Below are 17,108 nucleotides of genomic sequence, written 5' to 3'. Positions count from 1 at the left end.
CTAGATAGGATTAGCCCGAAGCTTTTAAACCTTCATAAATACTAAATAGGAAAGATGTATAGTTTATATTTTTGGAGAAACAATAGTTTTGTCATTTTTGATGTGACAAATATCACTTTCCTCTTTATTGTTTATAGTGATTTAGTACATTACTATAAATAAGTACTTAATAATGAAGGGATGAGAGCAAATGGCTCAATCGAATATAAAAGTAGCTGTTCAGAAATTCGGTAACTTCCTAAGTTCAATGGTTTTGCCGAACATATCAGCATTTATTGCATGGGGACTTATTACGGCCTTATTTATTCCAACGGGTTTCTTTCCAAATGAAAACCTTGCCAAGTTGGTTAGCCCAATGGTTAGTTACCTACTTCCGCTATTAATTGGTTATACAGGAGGTAAGCTGGTACACGACCAACGTGGAGGTGTAGTTGGTGCCATTGCGACAATGGGGGTAATTGTCGGTGCACCAAATGTTCCAATGTTTTTAGGCGCCATGATTATGGGGCCATTCGGTGGCTGGGTCATCAAGAAATTTGACCGATTGATCGAAGGAAAAATTAAAGCAGGCTTTGAAATGCTTGTGAATAACTTCTCAGCAGGTATCTTAGGTGGATTGTTGGCGATTCTGTCATTTTTAGCGATTGGACCAGCAGTAGAAGTGTTTACAGGTTGGCTTGTTAAAGGCGTGGACTGGCTTGTCGCTACAGGATTATTACCGTTAACAAGTATCATTATTGAACCTGCGAAAGTCTTGTTCTTAAATAATGCGATTAACCAAGGTGTTCTATCACCAATCGGTGTAGAGCAAGCAAGAACAGCCGGGAGATCATTGTTGTTCCTTTTAGAAGCAAACCCAGGACCTGGTATTGGTGTGCTATTAGCGTACTGTATCTTTGGAAAAGGAACTGCCAAAAAAACAGCTCCAGGGGCTGCTATTATTCAATTCTTTGGTGGTATCCATGAAATTTACTTTCCATACATCTTGATGCGTCCAATGTTATTCATAGCCGTTATCCTAGGCGGAATGACTGGCGTGTTTACATTAGTTCTTTTAGGCGGCGGATTACTTGCTCCTGCCTCACCTGGTAGTATCCTTGCGATTATGGCAGTTACCCCGCATCATGCTGGAACATACCTTGCCAACCTTGCCGGAGTACTTGCAGCAGGAATCGTATCTTTTGTCGTTTCATCATTTATTTTAAAAACAGGTAAAGAGCAAGCAGAGGACATAGAAGAAGCAACAAGAAAAATGCAGGAAATGAAAGGGAAGCAGAGTTCCGTATCCAATGTATTAGTAGCTAATTCAGGCACAATTCCTGAAAAAGTAAACAAAATTGTTTTTGCATGTGATGCTGGAATGGGTTCAAGCGCAATGGGTGCTTCCTTGCTTCGTAAAAAAGTCAAAGAGGCTGGTTTAAATATTTCAGTTACCAATACGGCAATTAGTAATTTACCAGCGGATGCTCAGATTGTGGTAACACAGGAAGAGTTAACACCTAGAGCACAAAATAAATTGCCGAATGCTTACCATATCTCAGTCGATAACTTCTTATCAAGTCCGGAATACGATAAATTAATCAACCAACTTAAAAATCCGGAAACAGCTGGGCTACATGAAATTGTAGAAGATGCTGAAGCGAATGTACCTGATGGGGGCAGTCATGCGGAAGATTCCTTGCTACTAGAAGAGAATATTTTCTTAAATCAGTCCTTTGCCACAAAGGAAGAGGCGATTCGCTTTGCTGGAAGAGCATTAGTCAATGCAGGGTATGTAAAAGAAAGCTATATTGAAGCGATGATTGCAAGAGATGAATTAACATCTACTTATATGGGTAACGATGTAGCGATCCCACATGGTACAGAAGATGCGAAAAAGGATGTCTTAAATTCAGGATTCACCGTTGTACAAGTACCAAACGGTATTGATTTTGATGGGCAAAAGGTTCGTTTAATTTTCGGTATTGCCGGGAAAGATGGCACACATCTTGAAATTTTGTCTGGAATTGCGGTCACATGCTCAGATATGGCCAATATCGAGAAATTAGTTGAAGCGAAATCAGCAAGAGAAATTGTCGACATCTTAAACGATAAAGAACTAGTACATTCTTAATGAATAGAAAAGCGGAGTGAATCCGCTTTTTTATTCACTTTTTATTATAGGATTTAATCTTCAGCTCCGTTTGCTACAGGACTTTTCGTACGGCGGGTCTCTTGATGTTACTTCACAGAAACGAGTTGGTAGCATGTATATCACTACAAGAGAAAAGGCCATTATTGAGTTACTCGTTAAAACATCTGGTAAACATACAGCCTCGTCACTTGCCAACTACTTAAATGTAAGTGCTCGTACGGTCCATCGGGATTTAACTGGGGTAGAAAAAATTCTGCAGTCGTTTGATCTTCGCTTAGTTCGGGATCTGGGGACAGGATTAAGGATTGACGGGAAAAATGAAAAAATCTTTCGTTTAGTTCAAAACGTCATGAGCATCATCCCAGTCGATCAAACTCCAGAAGAGAAGAAGTTACAGCTCCTTATTGCTTTGATGCAAGAGGAAGCCTTCAAAATACAATCTCTAGCAGTCGAACTTGGTGTAAGTAACACCACCTTAACAACCTATTTAGAAGAATTGACGGAATGGCTAAGCCATTTTAACGTCATGATTACAAGAAAAAGGGGAGTTGGTGTCGATCTGATCGGGTCGGAACCAGCTAAACGAAATGCACTAGCAAGTTACTTCTTGCACCATTTTAACGAAGAGTTAATAGAGAGTTTATTTTTGTTAGAAAATCAGAAGTTCAATCAGGAATTGATTTTATATTACTTCCTTCCAGAGTATATCGCCGTAATCGATCGCTTAGTTAATACGATTTTTAATCGTACCCAGCAGCGGCTTGCCGATAATGATTATATCGGATTAATAGTACATATAGGGATTACCATGCAGCGAACAGAATCTTCCTTTCTGCTAGAAGAAGAGCCTGGTCCGATTCATAATCTGAAAAATGAATATACCCTAATTAAAGATATATGCAAGGAACTTGAAGCCGCCTTTTCGGTAACATTTACAGAGGAAGATCGGATTTATTTGGCTGTTATTCTAAAAGGGTCGAAGCTGCAGGCTGTGAATATTGTACCGTATGACAGCCTTATTTTAAGTAAAATGGTAAAAGCGCTGATACAAGATGTTTCTTCCCAGCTGCATATTGATTTAACCAATGACTTTTCTTTGTATCAGGGGCTGATTGCCCATATGGAACCGTCACTGTATCGAATTAAACAACAAATGGGATTGTTTAATCCATTAAAAGAAGAAATCAAACAGAAGTATCCCTTTCTGTTTTTGGCAGTAAAGAATAGTGTTGAAAAGCAATTCAAGGACATTGAATTCATTCCAGATGATGAGATTGCCTTTATTGTCCTGCATTTTGGGTCTGCTCTTGTTATGAGGGAAGAAAACTTATCTATTGATGCACTGATTATCTGTCCAACTGGAATTGGGACATCCAAGATGTTAGCAAGCAGAATTAAAAAGGAAATCACTGGAATTGACCATATAGAAATTAAATCCATTAAAGAAATTCAAGACCAAGCAAATGTAAAAAACTATGATTTAATCATCTCCACTGTCAAGCTTCCATTTTTAGACAAGGACTATCTATTGGTTTCACCGCTTTTAACAGAGGAAAATATCACCGCGATTAAGGACTTTTTAAGAAAAAACTTAAAGGTTCTCACAGAAAAAAGGGATTATCTCCCCTTGTCTGATAAGGATGTTCCTGGAGAGGGAATATCATCAAGTGGAACACTTACCGAAGTGCTAAATCAACTCAAGATTGTCCAAAAAAGCATTGAGGACTTAGTAACCAATTTTAAAGTGTATAAATTCCACCAAATAAATAACCATGAACGAGTGCTAGCAGAAATGGTTATGAAGGCACAAAGCAAACAGCTTTTAAATTCGGGCATTGATGTCCTAGCAACGCTTAAGGAGCGAGAAAAAAAGGGAGGCCTCGGAATACCGGGAACGGGAATGGGCCTTTTTCACTGCAGAGATCCGCATATTCAAAAACTTATCTTTCAAATCTCTCATTTGCATGAACCCATCATCGTAAAAGGCATGGATGGCAGCGACATGCACATGAAGGACGTACTATTGTTGCTGGCTCCCGAGGAATTAAGTGTAAAAGAGCAGGAAATAGTAAGCTTGATTAGTACAAGTATCATTGAGAACAATGAAGCTATGATGATTTTTTCATCAGGAAATGAAGAATTTATTCGCACTAAATTAGAGTCTATCTTTTTACATTATCTTCAAACAAAAATAATAAAGGAATGATACGCATGAAACTAGCAGTTCATTTTGGAGCAGGGAATATTGGAAGAGGATTTATTGGGGCACTTTTTTCACAGTCGGGCTATCATGTAACATTTGTTGATATAGCTGAGGCCATTATCAATCAGTTAAATGAGGAAAAAGAATACCAAGTAAAATTGGCCACGGTTGAACAAGAAAGCATGACAATCCAGCATGTATCCGGATTAAATAATAAGACACAAGAAAGCGAAGTAGTGGAAGCCATCAAACAGGCGGTCTACCTAACAACTGCGATCGGACCGAATATTCTTCCTCATATTGCGCCTTTAATCGCGAAGGGCTTAACAGAGCGAGTAAAAAATAATGATGAGAAATTATATGTCATCGCCTGTGAGAATCAAATTTCGGCTACCGACCTACTAAAGGGATATATATTTGAACATTTAGATAGTGAAACAAGAGAAAAATTGGAAGATAAGGTGTACTTCTTTAATTCAGCGGTTGACCGGATTGTACCTCTTCAAAACAATCAAGGCTCACTCGATGTGTTAGTAGAACCTTATTATGAGTGGGTAGTTGAAACAAGTGAAGACATCCCGTCAGTTGAAGGGATGACAAAGGTAGCTGACCTAGCTCCTTTTATTGAACGAAAGTTATTTACCGTCAACACTGGCCATGCAGTTATTGCGTATTTGGGATATTTAGAGAAAAAGTCGACCATTGATCAAACATTAGCAGATGAGGATATTGTTAAACAGGTTCAAGCGACTCTTGGCGAAACAGGTGCTTATTTAATCCATCGATATGATCTTAATCCTGAAGAACATAGTAAATACATCGATAAAATCATTCACCGCTTTGAAAATGCCTATTTAAATGATGATGTGACAAGGGTAGGACGTTCACCAATCCGCAAACTGGGTCCAAATGATCGTCTCGTCCGTCCTGCTGTTGAAGCCGAGAAAGCTGGTCTTTCTTACACGAATCTTGCTAGGGCGATTGCTTCCGCTTTACTATTTGATTGTCAAGAAGATCCTGAGGCAGTAAAACTGCAAGCTATGATTAAGGAAAATGGACTTGTTAAAGTCTTAAATGAAGTCAGCGGGCTAGATGAAAACAGTGACATCACCAAAGAAGTGATTAGATATTATGATCTGTTGAAAAAATAAAAAAAAGGGGTCCGTCCCTGCTGCTTCCGAAGGCAGTAGGGGACGGACCCCTTTGTTATTGAGAATTGTCCAGCTTCAGCGCCTAGCCCCTCGATGGTCTACAGCCACTCAGGGAATGAAGGAAAAGAACGCCTTCTTTCCCTGAGCGTCTTATGCTTGTCGGGGCTGTTCAAGGCGCTTGCGCTTTTGTTCTTAAATGGCCCAGTCGCCATTGCGGAAGATTGGGACAGTAGTACCATCCTGTTTAATGCCATCAACATTCATTTTGTCAGAACCAATCATGAAGTCGACATGAACAGTTGAGGTATTCATGCCATTTTTTAATAATTCTTCTTCACTCATTTTTGTACCACCTTGGATCGTTGTCGGATAGGCTGCCCCAATCGCTAAGTGGTTGGAAGCATTTTCGTCATAAAGGGTGGTAAAGAAGGTGATCCCTGATTGAGAAATCGGTGAGGGGTCTGGAACTAAGGCCACTTCACCTAATCCCGTTCCACCTTCATTATCAAAAACTAACTTTTTGATGGTTTCATCCCCTTTTTCAGCCGAAATATCAACAATCTTGCCATCTTTAAAGTGAACCTCGATGCCCTCTATTAATGTGCCTGCATAGCTAAGTGGCTTCGTGCTGCGAACAACGCCATCCATTCGATGGGTATCAGGAGCGGTGTAGACCTCTTCTGTCGGCATGTTAGCAATGAACTCTTCCCCTTTTGGATTATGACTTTCCGCACTCATCCATATATGATTCTTTGGTAAGCCTAAGGTTAAATCAGTCCCAGGTGCAGTATAATGCAAGGCATCAAACTGCAATTCATTTAATTTTGCGGCTTTTTCATTCAAGGTTTGTTTATGAGCATCCCATGCAGCAACAGGGTCATCTTCATACACTCGACACGTTTTAAAGATTTGATCCCATAGTGCATCAACTTGTTCCTCGGAAGTTTTCAAGTCAGGGAACACTTTGGCAGCCCAGCCTGCTCCAGCTGCAGCAGCAACGGTCCACTTTAAGTCGTCATTTTGTGTGGCCACTCGTTGGGCTTTGAATGCTTTACCGGCTATATTTTGATAGGCAGCAATTTTACCAGGGTCGACTTCATTTAATAAGCCTGGATCACTTGAAACAATGGATAGTCGGCTTACCCGGTGATTTAATACATGGTCTTCGGATTCCTGAATTTCGTAATCAGGGATGTTAGTGAGAACGTCTTGTGGTTGGTGTATGTAATGTAGTTTGCTGATTTCATCATCGGACCATTTAACAATCACCTTTTCAGCTCCTAGTGCATAGGCTTCTTTGGTAATATAACGTGCTAACGGTGCTTGGTCTACCGTGATGGTTAGTTTCACCCAGTCTCCCGATTGTACGTTGATTCCTTTCGCAACAAGGAGTCTGGCATACTTATGTAGATTTTCCTCAAAGTTAGGCAGCATATTGTTTACCTCCATTCATTTACTTTCATTAACTATACTAGCATAGTATACCAATTTTTCCTTTAACTAAGTCTTTCGCATTGTAAGAAAGGAGTCCTTCAATTACTTAAAAGACTGATCCAAATTAATAAAACAATCAAGCCCGGAAGAAGATGCCTAAATAAGTGGTATCAAAAAAACTAATTAAACGTTTGTTTAAATAAATCAGTAGGGTCAAGAAAAAACTAATTAAACGTTTGTTTAAATAAATCAGTGGGGTCAAAAAAAAACTAATTAAACGTTTGTTTACATGCCAGTGGGGTGATGGTGTAGGGGATCTTTTATAGATTAGGAAAACTAATCAAACGTTTAGTTAGAATTGTTTTCTTTAAGGAGGGGCTTGAAGACAAAATGATTTAAAAAAAAGAAGGAAGTGTCTTCAATAAGGGTTCTTGAGGACAAAGCAGCAAAGGAAAGAAAGAAAACTGTCTTCAAGGAGCGTTCTTAAGGACAAAACGATTTAAAAAAAGAAGGAAGTGTCTTCAATAAGGGTCCTTGAGGACAAGGCAGCAAAGGAAAGAAAGAAAACTGATGTTAGACTAAAATACGGACACGATAAATTGGGTATAATAGTAAAATTAACCAATTTATAAAGGACGTGTCGATATGGGAGTTCATTATGATAAGGAGTTAAAACTCAAGCTGCTCGATTAGTTGTGGAGGAAGGCAAAGTCGCGACTCAGTTAGCGGACGAGTTGAATATTTCGTCTAAAACACTTGGGAGATGGGTTAGGGTTTATAGGGATCAGAAGGAAAATGGGTTTGTTGGAAGTGGAAATGTTCATCCGGATATGAAGTTACAGAGAGATTTAGAAAAGAAAATTAAGGACCTTGAAGAGGAGAATGCCATTTTAAAAAAGGCGATGCACATCTTCACCAAAAACCCGAAGTAATTTATCGTTTTATTTTGAATCACGAAAAAATGTTTCGAGTGGTGAAGATGTGCAAGGTCTTAGGTATTTCAAAAAGTGGTTATTATGGATGGCGAAATCGCCCCTTGAGTGAACGTGCTCAACATCGACAAAAGCTGACTATAGAAGTAAAACGTATTTATGATGAGTCAAATCAAATCTATGGAAGTCCTAAAATTCATAAACAGTTAAATAATGAAGGAATCAAGATTTCCGAAAGAACCGTTCAACGAATTATGTCAGTCGAATCTATACGGTCTAAGACCGTAAGAAAATATAAAGCAACTACAAATTCAGATCATGATGATCCAATTTACCCTAACATAATTAATCAGGATTTTACTACTACAGCACCAGGTGAAGTCTGGGTAGCTGATATTACTTATGTGTGGACTAAGGAAGGTTGGTTATACTTAGCTTCGGTAATGGATTTGTTTTCACGAAAGATTATTGGATTTAATATGGGGAGTCGTTTGACGAAGGAATTGGCTATTAGAGCCTTAGAAAGGGCTATGATAAATCAGCCGCCTAGTAAGGGACTAATTCATCATTCTGATCGGGGAAGTCAATATGCCTCAATTGATTATACGAATAAGCTTAAGGAAGCCGAAATAATCATCAGTATGAGTCGGAAGGGTAACTGTTACGATAATGCTTGTATAGAATCGTTTCATAGTTCGATAAAGAAAGAATTAATTTATCAAAAGAAATATAAAACTCGTGATGAGGCAAAAATGAGTATTTTTAATTATTTGGTAGGATTTTATAATTCGAGACGTATTCATTCTACCTTAGGATATATATCACCTAATGAATTTGAAAAACAGTATTTATTAAAATCAAGTAAGGCTTAATTTTTGGACATTTTCCTGTTGGAGTAGTGAGTCTTTGAAAAGACTCACTACTCCAACAGGTCAGCAAGCGAAGCGCGGTAGGGTTTTTGAATAAAAAATTCTCAATTTATTTTGTCCGTTTTCTTGACGTAGTACCAAACTGTCTTCAAGGAGCGTTCTTAAGGACAAAGCCATTTAAGAAAGAAGAGAAAGTGTCCTCAATAAAGGGTATAGAGGACAAAATCCCTCTCCACGGATTAGAGAAAAATATCCTCATAATGATACTAAATTAAATAAAGCAAACAAAAAATCACTCGTAGTATGCCCATTGACCATACCCAACAATCTTAAAATTCTTCTCTAATATCCGCGCAATTCTCTTTTTAAACTCAAAAATCACACACCACTCAAAAACCAAATTTGTGGTTATCTTCCGGTCAGGAAAAAGCAGCCTCAATTCGTCAACACTCCTTAAAACAGCCGAAGCAACCAATTCCTCGTGACCACAATCCTCACAAACACATTTATTCCCTCGAACAGACAAAGCAAAAGAATCACAAATAGCACATGTCTGTCCTTTCTTTAGCTGATCATATGCATAGGGAGGGAGTGTGGTATAAGGATTTTTTTCTTTATGAAGTGAAAGTAGTTTATCAGCTAACATTTTATGTTTACCAGATAAGCCTTGAGGAATTATATCTAATTTTTTTATATAGCTATTAACCTGGGTTGGGAGAATAAAGGGCTTGTCAAGGGGGGCTTGGTAAAGAGTAAACTCAGGATTGATAAAGATTACCCAAGCTTCAATGGTGAAATGGTATCCAATATACTGGAGTAATTGGCGGAGCAGGGATTCACTACGGCTGAGTTGGTTCAGGGGATTGAGATATTCATCATCTTTGGGTCGTTTGTATAATCGATCTAACTCGTTATTATAATAATAATCTCCCTCAAAATTTTTTACTTCGTTGAGAAAAAGCAAGTTTCCAGTGATAATTAATGAGTCTATTTGAAACGTGGTATTGTTTACTTTGAATAACAAATCGTTCAAAATTAAGCAGTCACAGGTTAGTTTCTCCGTCTTTCTATCAAACAGTACCTCTCCTTCATAGCTTTTTCTAAGCGTTAAATAGTGCCTTTTATCCTTATCAGATAAAGTCATTCGTTTGTTTAGAAACCTAAGGATCTTTAATTCCGCTGATTCAAACCGGGCCTTATAAATCATATGTCACTACCCTTCTAAGGATCATTGACCATTCAAATTTATTTTATAAAAAATAACAAGCCAACCTAGTCCTTAATCTTGAACCTTTTGTTAAACTTTAAATCCTCCATCCATTTGTATGGAACCTCAACCTATGATATAGTAAAACGAAGTTATGACTAGAGAACTAAAATAGTCAAAAAAAGGGGGTTTATCGCATGGCTCCAGACAGACGAACAATGATTGTAGAAGCCGCAACAAAGTCCTTTTCGTTATTTGGTTATAAAGCGACTACGATGGACCAGGTTGCAAGGCTCGCCAATGTTGGAAAAGGAACCATTTATACCTTTTTTAAAAATAAAGAAGAACTCTTTGAAGAAATTATCTCTAAACTCGTAAAAGAAATGATCGCCGAAGCGGATTCGGTAATTGAGCCTGGGCTTCCGGTGGCAGAAAATGTCCATCGCGCTCTTTCTCGATTATTAGCCTTTCGTTCCCAGCACCAGCTGATGATTAAGCTTATCCAAGAAGAAAAGGAAATGAGAACTATAGCTGTTTCTGAAATGCTCCAGCATGTTGAGGATGAAATCATTGCTTACCTAAGTGAAAAAATGGAAGCAGGAATTGCCAAGGGAGCCATTCCGCCTGGAAATACGGAATTAATCAGCTTCCTTTTATTAAAAATGTACATTGCCCTTGTATCCGATTGGGAAAGAAGTCATGAACCATTGAGTTCCGAGCAAATCGCCGAGGTCATGAAAGTTTTTCTAATAAGAGGGTAGGAAAAATAAAAAGACTTGTGTCAGGACACGAGTCTTTTTTGATAGAGAATCGCCAGTTCCAGCACACCTAGCGACTAGGATATTTTACAAGACGGGCACTAGCACTATTCTCATTTTTCCAATAATAAAATTGAGGGGATGGCTGTGCCGTTGATCCTGTTCGTTGACCTGAAAGACTGTACTCATCCAGTATAGATAAAAAAACGCCAAATAGGAAAAGAACAACAGAAGAAGCGGTTAATCCGACACCCAATCCCATCAAAAGATTGAAATCGCTTTCAATAATGCCGAATAAAAGAAAGATAAATCCAAAGCCCCCACCGTATGCTGCTGCTAGTTTAATGGGTCTTAAACTCTTTACTTGTTTTTCATGCATATCTACCAACCCCCTTATACTGAATATTCTACCAATTGTCACAGAATTGTCAAACTTTTTTTAAAATAATGTTAGGAGCCTTGACAAATGGCTCCTGATAATTACTGTTTTTTCGTTAGATTTTCCTGTGCCATCTTAACTAGTTCGCGAACCATGCTGCCCCCGAGTCTTCCCCCAACTTTTCCAGCCTGTTCGGATGTCAGCTTGCCATTATAGCCCCTTTTCAGCGGTACGCCTACCTCTTCGGCAGCCTCAAATTTGGCTTCTTCAGGACTACCAGAGTGTACAACCTTCGCCTTCAACTGATCTAACCCGTTGCGGGCTTCTGGAACGAGTATTTTATTACGTCTGGCCATTCTAATCCCTCCTTATCAATAAGATTCCCTAATGCAAAAAATAATCACCGTGACTGGATAAATCCTATTATTTCCAGTATAATAACTTTTAATTAACTTGAAAAAATCAGTGCGAAAGAGAGTAGTTATCTGGGAAGTCCCAGCGAGTCAGGGATGGTGAGAGCCTGATATGGAGCAGATGATGAAGCGCACTTTTGAGATGCGGACCTGAAATGTGTAGGGTGCGCCGGAGGTCCCTCCGTTATAAAAGAAAAGCTGGTTCTTTCAGAACAATTAGAGTGGTACCGCGGGAAATTCAAACTCTCGTCTCTTTTATAGAGACGGGGGTTTTTTATTTTTTAAAAAAGGCTGTGTTAAAGGCAATTGGTGATTTTGTAACAATGTTGATTGGAGCGGAAGGCGCTCGACTCCTGCGGGAGTACGGGGCAGGGGAGACCCCGCAGACGCTTTCAGCGTCGAGGAGGCTCCCCGGCACGCCTGCGGGTTTGCTGAGCGCCTGTAGCGGAAATCAACATTCAAGTTTAACACAGTATTATAAAAAGAAGGAGGTTATCGACATGAACTTTAAAAAGGAGCTAGCAGCCATTCTCTACGGGCTGCTTAATCAAGAAATCCCGGAAGCACAATTAGAACTTTTAATTGAAAAGCCAAAATTCCCCGAACATGGTGATTTGGCATTCCCATGCTTTACACTGGCTAAACTGAAAAGAAAATCGCCTCAAGCAATTGCACAAGAACTAAGCGTGCAGATTCAGTCATTATCATTCGAAAAGGTTGAGGTGGTAGGCGGATATATCAATGTCTTTTTAAATAAAAAACTGGTTTCTGAGAAATTACTCAATAAAGTGATCGCTGAAGTGGGTCAGTTTGCTGACCAGGATTTCGGGAAGGGCGGCACGATCACGATTGATATGTCCTCACCGAATATCGCTAAACCTTTCTCCATGGGCCATCTGCGTTCGACTGTGATTGGAAATTCACTTGCCTTGATTACAGAGAAATGCGGCTTCAAACCGATTAAAATAAACCACTTGGGCGACTGGGGGACACAGTTTGGAAAATTAATTACCGCCTATAAACGGTGGGGTGACGCTGAGAAGGTTAGACAAAATCCGATTAAAGAACTCTTAGCTCTTTATATTAAGTTTCATGAGGAAGCAGAACGGGATTCTTCCCTAGAAGCACAAGGGCGCAGCTGGTTTAAAAAACTAGAAGACGGCAACGAGGAGGCTAATTCCCTATGGCAGTGGTTCCGGGAAGAGTCACTGAAAGAGTTCTCGCGTATTTATCAATTAATGAATGTCGAGTTCGATTCCTTTGCGGGCGAAGCCTTTTACAATGATAAAATGGATCGAATTGTCCATCTTCTGGAGGAAGGACAGTTACTGGTCGAATCGGATCAAGCAATGGTGGTGGATTTAAAGCAAGAACAGCTGCCTCCATGCTTAATTAAAAAATCGGATGGGGCGACACTGTACGCCACACGTGATCTGGCCGCTGCCCTCTATCGTAAAGAAAATTACGATTTTGCTCAGTCTTTATATGTGGTGGGTCATGAGCAAAGCCTCCATTTTAAACAGTTAATCGCTGTATTAGGAAAAATGGGTTATGACTGGGCTGAGAAAATGGTTCACGTGCCGTTTGGAATGATGTTAAAAGACGGAAAAAAAATGTCCACCCGTAAAGGCAAGGTTGTGTTATTAGAGGAAGTATTAAACGAATCGATTGCAATGGCAAGACAGAATATGGAGGAAAAGAATCCACATTTGATCCATAAAGACCAAGTGTCCAAACAAGTCGGCGTGGGAGCGGTTATTTTTCATGATTTAAAAAATCATCGCATGAATGATATCGAATTTTCCCTTGAGGAGATGCTTCGTTTTGAAGGAGAAACTGGACCGTATCTTCAATATACCTATGCACGGGGCCGCTCCATTTTAAGAAAAGCGAACTATCAAGCAAAGGTTCTCCCAGAAAACGGACCGAATACATGGGAAAAAGAATGGAAGACGGCAAGCCTCTTAATGGATTTTGCACCGGTGATTAAACGGGCATGTGAGAACCATGACCCATCAATCGTCGCCAAATACATTATTGATTTAGCACAGGCTTTTAATAAATATTACGCTGAAGTGAAAATTCTAGAGGAGAACAAGAATCTTGAGGCTCGTTTAGCGCTGATCTTCTCCGTAACGGTGGTTCTAAAAGAGGGCTTGCGCTTGTTAGGAATTGAAGCACCAGAGGAAATGTAGATGCATTCTGATTTAATATTTATCCATCAATGGTATAAAATAGAAGGGTTGAATGCTAGAGAGGAGGCAATACAATGAGTGAAATATTATTGAAGAGCTTTGAACTAACTAGGAATTTCTTTTTGAAAAATGTGGAGGCGCTTGACGAGGCTTCTGTAGATGTGAAGCCCGAGGGATTTAACAATACCATTCATTGGCATGTAGGTCATGTCTTAACCGTTGCCGAGCAATTTATGTTTGGGTTCCCTAAGAAGACCACTTACCTTCCAGCTCAATATTTGGAATTCTTTGCAACAGGTACGAAACCAGCTGACTGGAATGGGGAGGTACCTTCAGTCAAAGAATTAACAGAGCAATTAAAAGAACAAATCAAAAGGATAAAAGAAATTCCATCAGAAAGCTTTAACGAAAGGCTAAAAAGTCCCTTTCTTGGTCAAGAAACCTTCGGTGAGCTTGCCAACTTTGCGATTTTTCATGAGGCAACCCATCTAGGTCAAATCCAAGCGATGAAACGGGTTGTTGAAGCCGGAAGAACAAAATAATTTTTCTCTAAAAAAGTCGTTTCTACTAACCTTAGGGACGACTTTTCATACATATATCAGAAGGAGACTTGGGGCCATCTCTAGGGTTGACTTTAACGGGGATGTATCTCTTTTAAGTATTTGGAATGGTTTCATACCTTTGTCATTTTGTAAATATGGATGATTCAGTGTGAAAAAGGAGACAGTATAATTAGCTATCCATTTGTTTAATGATTGGCGCTTACATGGAAAGCGTTCATGAAAATGTTATATTTTGTCCATTTTTTTATAGAAATGCTTCGTATTCTTAACCTTGTTGTGATAAAATCAATCGGTAATTCTACTTAAAAAAGTGGTAGGTGAAATCACGTGCTTTCTTCTTTTAAACGAGTTTTAATTGGACGTCCTTTAAAGTCTACGGCATTAGGCGAACAAAAGTTAGGGATATTAAAGGCGTTAGCCATTCTTTCTTCCGATGCCTTGTCTTCAGTAGCATATGGTACAGAACAGATCTTGATTGTCCTCGCAACGATTAGCGTTGTTGCATTCTGGTATTCGGTCCCTATTGCTATAGGGGTATTATTCCTTTTGGCAGCACTTATCTTATCTTATCGGCAAATTATTTTTTCGTATCCACACGGTGGAGGAGCGTATGTTGTATCAAAAGAGAATATTGGCGAAAAGGCGGGGTTAATTGCCGGCGGCTCCCTTTTAGTTGACTACATATTAACGGTGGCGGTAAGTGTGACAGCAGGTACCGACGCGATTACATCTGCTTTTCCCACATTGCATGCACACTCTGTTTCCATTGCCTGTGTACTAGTCATATTGATTACGATCCTAAATTTGCGCGGGCTGACTGAATCTGCTTCCATTTTGGCTTATCCAGTCTATTTGTTTGTTATAGCTCTTTTCCTACTGATTGGAGTGGGTATTTTTAGAATTTTAACTGGTAATATTTCTCCTGTTGCTCCCCACGCACCGATTGGAGCACCGGTTCAAGGAATTACCTTATTTCTACTTCTTCGTGCCTTTGCATCAGGATGTTCAGCATTGACAGGGGTTGAAGCTATTTCTAATGCGATTCCAACCTTTAAAGACCCTGCACCTAAAAATGCTGCGAAAACATTAGTATTAATGGGTTCACTTTTGGCCTTATTATTTTCCGGTATTACATTCTTAGCTTATTATTACGGGATAGCGCCAAAAGCGGATGAAACGGTTGTTTCTCAAATTGCGAGAGAAACATTTGGGCGCAACTATCTCTACTTCTTCGTTCAAGGTACTACAGCATTAATTTTAGTATTAGCGGCTAATACAGGTTACTCTGCATTTCCATTATTATCCTTTGCCCTTGCAAAGGATAAGTATATGCCAAGAATGTTTACGATTCGTGGAGACCGTCTTGGTTATTCCAATGGGATTGTGTCTTTAGGAGTCGCTTCAATCATTTTAATCATTGCTTCCGGTGGTCAGACGGAGCACTTAATCCCACTTTATGCTGTTGGGGTATTCATTCCTTTCACCCTATCGCAAACGGGGATGATTATTAAATGGCTGCGCGAAAAACCGGCTGGCTATGTCGCAAAATTAAGTGCTAATTTAATTGGTGCTCTTATTACGTTAACGGTTTTAATTATTTTCTTTGTTACAAAGCTCAGCCAGGTATGGTTTGTCTTTATTTTCTTACCGTTGATTGTCATCATGTTCCGCAGAATCCATTCACATTATGATGCGGTTGGGGAGCAGTTACGCATCTATCCGGATGATGTAGCGGCTCAGGTTCAAGGAAATGTGATTATTGTTCCGGTTGCAGGTATTACAAAGGTTGTGGAAAACTCGATTAATTATGCCAAATCCTTAACAGACCAAATCTTTGCGGTTTATGTTTCGTTTGATCGCGAGGATGAAAAGCGTTTCGAAGAAAAATGGGAGAAATGGCAGCCTGATGTTAGGCTTGTCACATTGCATTCCCACTACCGCAGCATCCTTCATCCGTTATCAAAGTTTATTGATACGGTCGAACATAAGGCAAGTGAAAACAATTACCGGGTTACGGTGTTGATTCCGCAGTTTATTACGAAAAAGAGCTGGCATAATATCTTGCACAATCAATCAAGTTTTTTAATTCGTGCTTATCTCATCTTTAAAAAGAAGGTAATTGTCGCAACCCTTCCATATCATTTTAAAAAATAAGGCTTAGCCTCACAAAAAAACCACCGATTTAATCGGTGGTTTTCTTTGTTCTTTTGACTAAATAGTAGATAGCCCCAAGGACAATCGCAGCAATTATGAGCGGCATTACATAAGGCTGTGCAAATTCTTTAACATGTGACCAGTTGCTGCCTAATATCTTTCCTAGGTAGATGAAAAGAATGGACCAAGGTAATACAGCTGCTACCGTGTAAAGAGTAAATTTGCTTGCTGGCATCTTGGCAATCCCCGCTGGTATGGAGATGGCATGTCTTACAACCGGAATAAACCTGGCGGAGAAGATGACTCCTGCTCCATACTTTTCAAACCAACTTTCAGCCACATCAATATGCTTTTTCTTAATTAGCACATATTTTCCGTATTTCTCCAAAAAAGGTCTTCCTCCATAATAGCCTGCCCAATATAAGAAGAGCTGGGCAATCGTCCCGCCAATGGTACCTGATATTACTGCCCCGATAAAATTTAGATGTCCCTGTGAAATCATATAGCCGCCATAGCCTAAAACAATTTCACTTGGAATGACCTCAATCATCAGTCCTAGGGCAATCCCAAGGTAGCCTAACTGTGATAAAAATTCCAAAATCGAACTAATATAGTCTGACATAATTCACCTTCGCTTATTTTCTTCTAAAACAAATTATGTGTTTTATTTTATACCAGTTTGCCTCATATGGAAATTAATATGGTGGAAATAACAG

General features: G+C 39.4%; 12 protein-coding genes, 1 pseudogene and 1 other annotated feature. Of the genes and pseudogenes, 8 read left to right on the top strand and 5 right to left on the bottom strand.

Features of this window, described 5'->3' with window-relative positions:
* Positions 1-190 precede the first annotated feature (190 nt).
* The 3 genes from JOC76_RS25135 to JOC76_RS25125 all read left to right on the top strand — a co-directional run bounded on the left by JOC76_RS25135 (position 191) and on the right by JOC76_RS25125 (position 5,488).
* Entirely contained in the window at positions 191-2,113 is a 1,923-nt protein-coding gene (locus tag JOC76_RS25135; RefSeq protein ID WP_205181559.1) for a PTS mannitol transporter subunit IICBA, read from the top strand.
* 133 nt (positions 2,114-2,246) lie between these two features.
* Positions 2,247-4,340 (top strand): BglG family transcription antiterminator, encoded by a 2,094-nt coding sequence (locus JOC76_RS25130; protein ID WP_205181558.1) that lies wholly within the window; start codon positions 2,247-2,249, stop codon positions 4,338-4,340.
* A 5-nt stretch (positions 4,341-4,345) separates the two neighbouring features.
* Positions 4,346-5,488, top strand: coding sequence for a mannitol-1-phosphate 5-dehydrogenase (locus JOC76_RS25125; RefSeq protein ID WP_205181557.1), 1,143 nt, complete (start codon positions 4,346-4,348; stop codon positions 5,486-5,488).
* A gap of 192 nt (positions 5,489-5,680) precedes the next feature.
* Here the strand turns inward: JOC76_RS25125 and JOC76_RS25120 are convergent, their stop codons facing one another.
* Positions 5,681-6,922 carry an aminopeptidase gene (locus tag JOC76_RS25120; protein ID WP_205181556.1) on the bottom strand — a complete coding sequence of 414 codons (1,242 nt, stop codon included), beginning with the start codon at positions 6,920-6,922 and terminating at the stop codon, positions 5,681-5,683.
* A 645-nt stretch (positions 6,923-7,567) separates the two neighbouring features.
* Between JOC76_RS25120 and JOC76_RS25110 the strand changes: the two are divergent.
* Positions 7,568-8,726 (top strand): annotated as a pseudogene (locus tag JOC76_RS25110) (IS3 family transposase).
* 289 nt (positions 8,727-9,015) lie between these two features.
* Here the strand turns inward: JOC76_RS25110 and JOC76_RS25105 are convergent.
* Positions 9,016-9,867 carry a nuclease-related domain-containing protein gene (locus tag JOC76_RS25105; protein ID WP_307784772.1) on the bottom strand — a complete coding sequence of 284 codons (852 nt, stop codon included), beginning with the start codon at positions 9,865-9,867 and terminating at the stop codon, positions 9,016-9,018.
* Positions 9,868-10,127: 260 nt separating this feature from the next.
* Between JOC76_RS25105 and JOC76_RS25100 the strand changes: the two genes are divergently transcribed.
* Positions 10,128-10,691, top strand: a complete 564-nt coding sequence (locus JOC76_RS25100; RefSeq protein WP_205181553.1) for a TetR/AcrR family transcriptional regulator — start codon at positions 10,128-10,130, stop codon at positions 10,689-10,691.
* Between the two features lie 67 nt (positions 10,692-10,758).
* On the opposite strand, the gene JOC76_RS25095 is transcribed toward JOC76_RS25100, so the two are convergent.
* On the bottom strand, positions 10,759-11,067 hold the full coding sequence (locus JOC76_RS25095; RefSeq protein WP_205181552.1) for a hypothetical protein: 309 nt from the start codon (positions 11,065-11,067) through the stop codon (positions 10,759-10,761).
* Positions 11,068-11,168: 101 nt separating this feature from the next.
* Positions 11,169-11,423 (bottom strand): alpha/beta-type small acid-soluble spore protein, encoded by a 255-nt coding sequence (locus tag JOC76_RS25090; protein ID WP_205181551.1) that lies wholly within the window; start codon positions 11,421-11,423, stop codon positions 11,169-11,171.
* 100 nt (positions 11,424-11,523) lie between these two features.
* Positions 11,524-11,737: a binding site (T-box leader), on the top strand.
* A gap of 243 nt (positions 11,738-11,980) precedes the next feature.
* On the opposite strand from JOC76_RS25090, the gene argS reads away from it, so the two are divergent.
* The 3 genes from argS to kimA all read left to right on the top strand — a co-directional run bounded on the left by argS (position 11,981) and on the right by kimA (position 16,392).
* On the top strand, positions 11,981-13,675 hold the full coding sequence (gene argS, locus JOC76_RS25085; RefSeq protein WP_205181550.1) for an arginine--tRNA ligase: 1,695 nt from the start codon (positions 11,981-11,983) through the stop codon (positions 13,673-13,675).
* Positions 13,676-13,749: 74 nt separating this feature from the next.
* Positions 13,750-14,217, top strand: coding sequence for a DinB family protein (locus JOC76_RS25080; RefSeq protein ID WP_205181549.1), 468 nt, complete (start codon positions 13,750-13,752; stop codon positions 14,215-14,217).
* A gap of 348 nt (positions 14,218-14,565) precedes the next feature.
* Positions 14,566-16,392: a potassium transporter KimA gene (gene kimA / locus JOC76_RS25075; protein ID WP_205181548.1), complete on the top strand. Its 1,827-nt coding sequence runs from the start codon at positions 14,566-14,568 to the stop codon at positions 16,390-16,392.
* Positions 16,393-16,420: 28 nt separating this feature from the next.
* On the opposite strand, the gene uptA is transcribed toward kimA, so the two are convergent.
* Positions 16,421-17,017, bottom strand: a complete 597-nt coding sequence (gene uptA / locus JOC76_RS25070; protein WP_205181575.1) for an undecaprenyl phosphate transporter UptA — start codon at positions 17,015-17,017, stop codon at positions 16,421-16,423.
* Between the last annotated feature and the right edge of the window lie 91 nt (positions 17,018-17,108).

It is taken from the genome of Neobacillus cucumis (assembly GCF_016908975.1).
Taxonomy (GTDB): Bacteria; Bacillota; Bacilli; order Bacillales; family Cytobacillaceae; genus Neobacillus; species Neobacillus cucumis.
The sequence above is the reverse complement of the archived record's forward strand: the minus strand, read 5'-3'. Positions and strand labels throughout refer to the sequence as shown.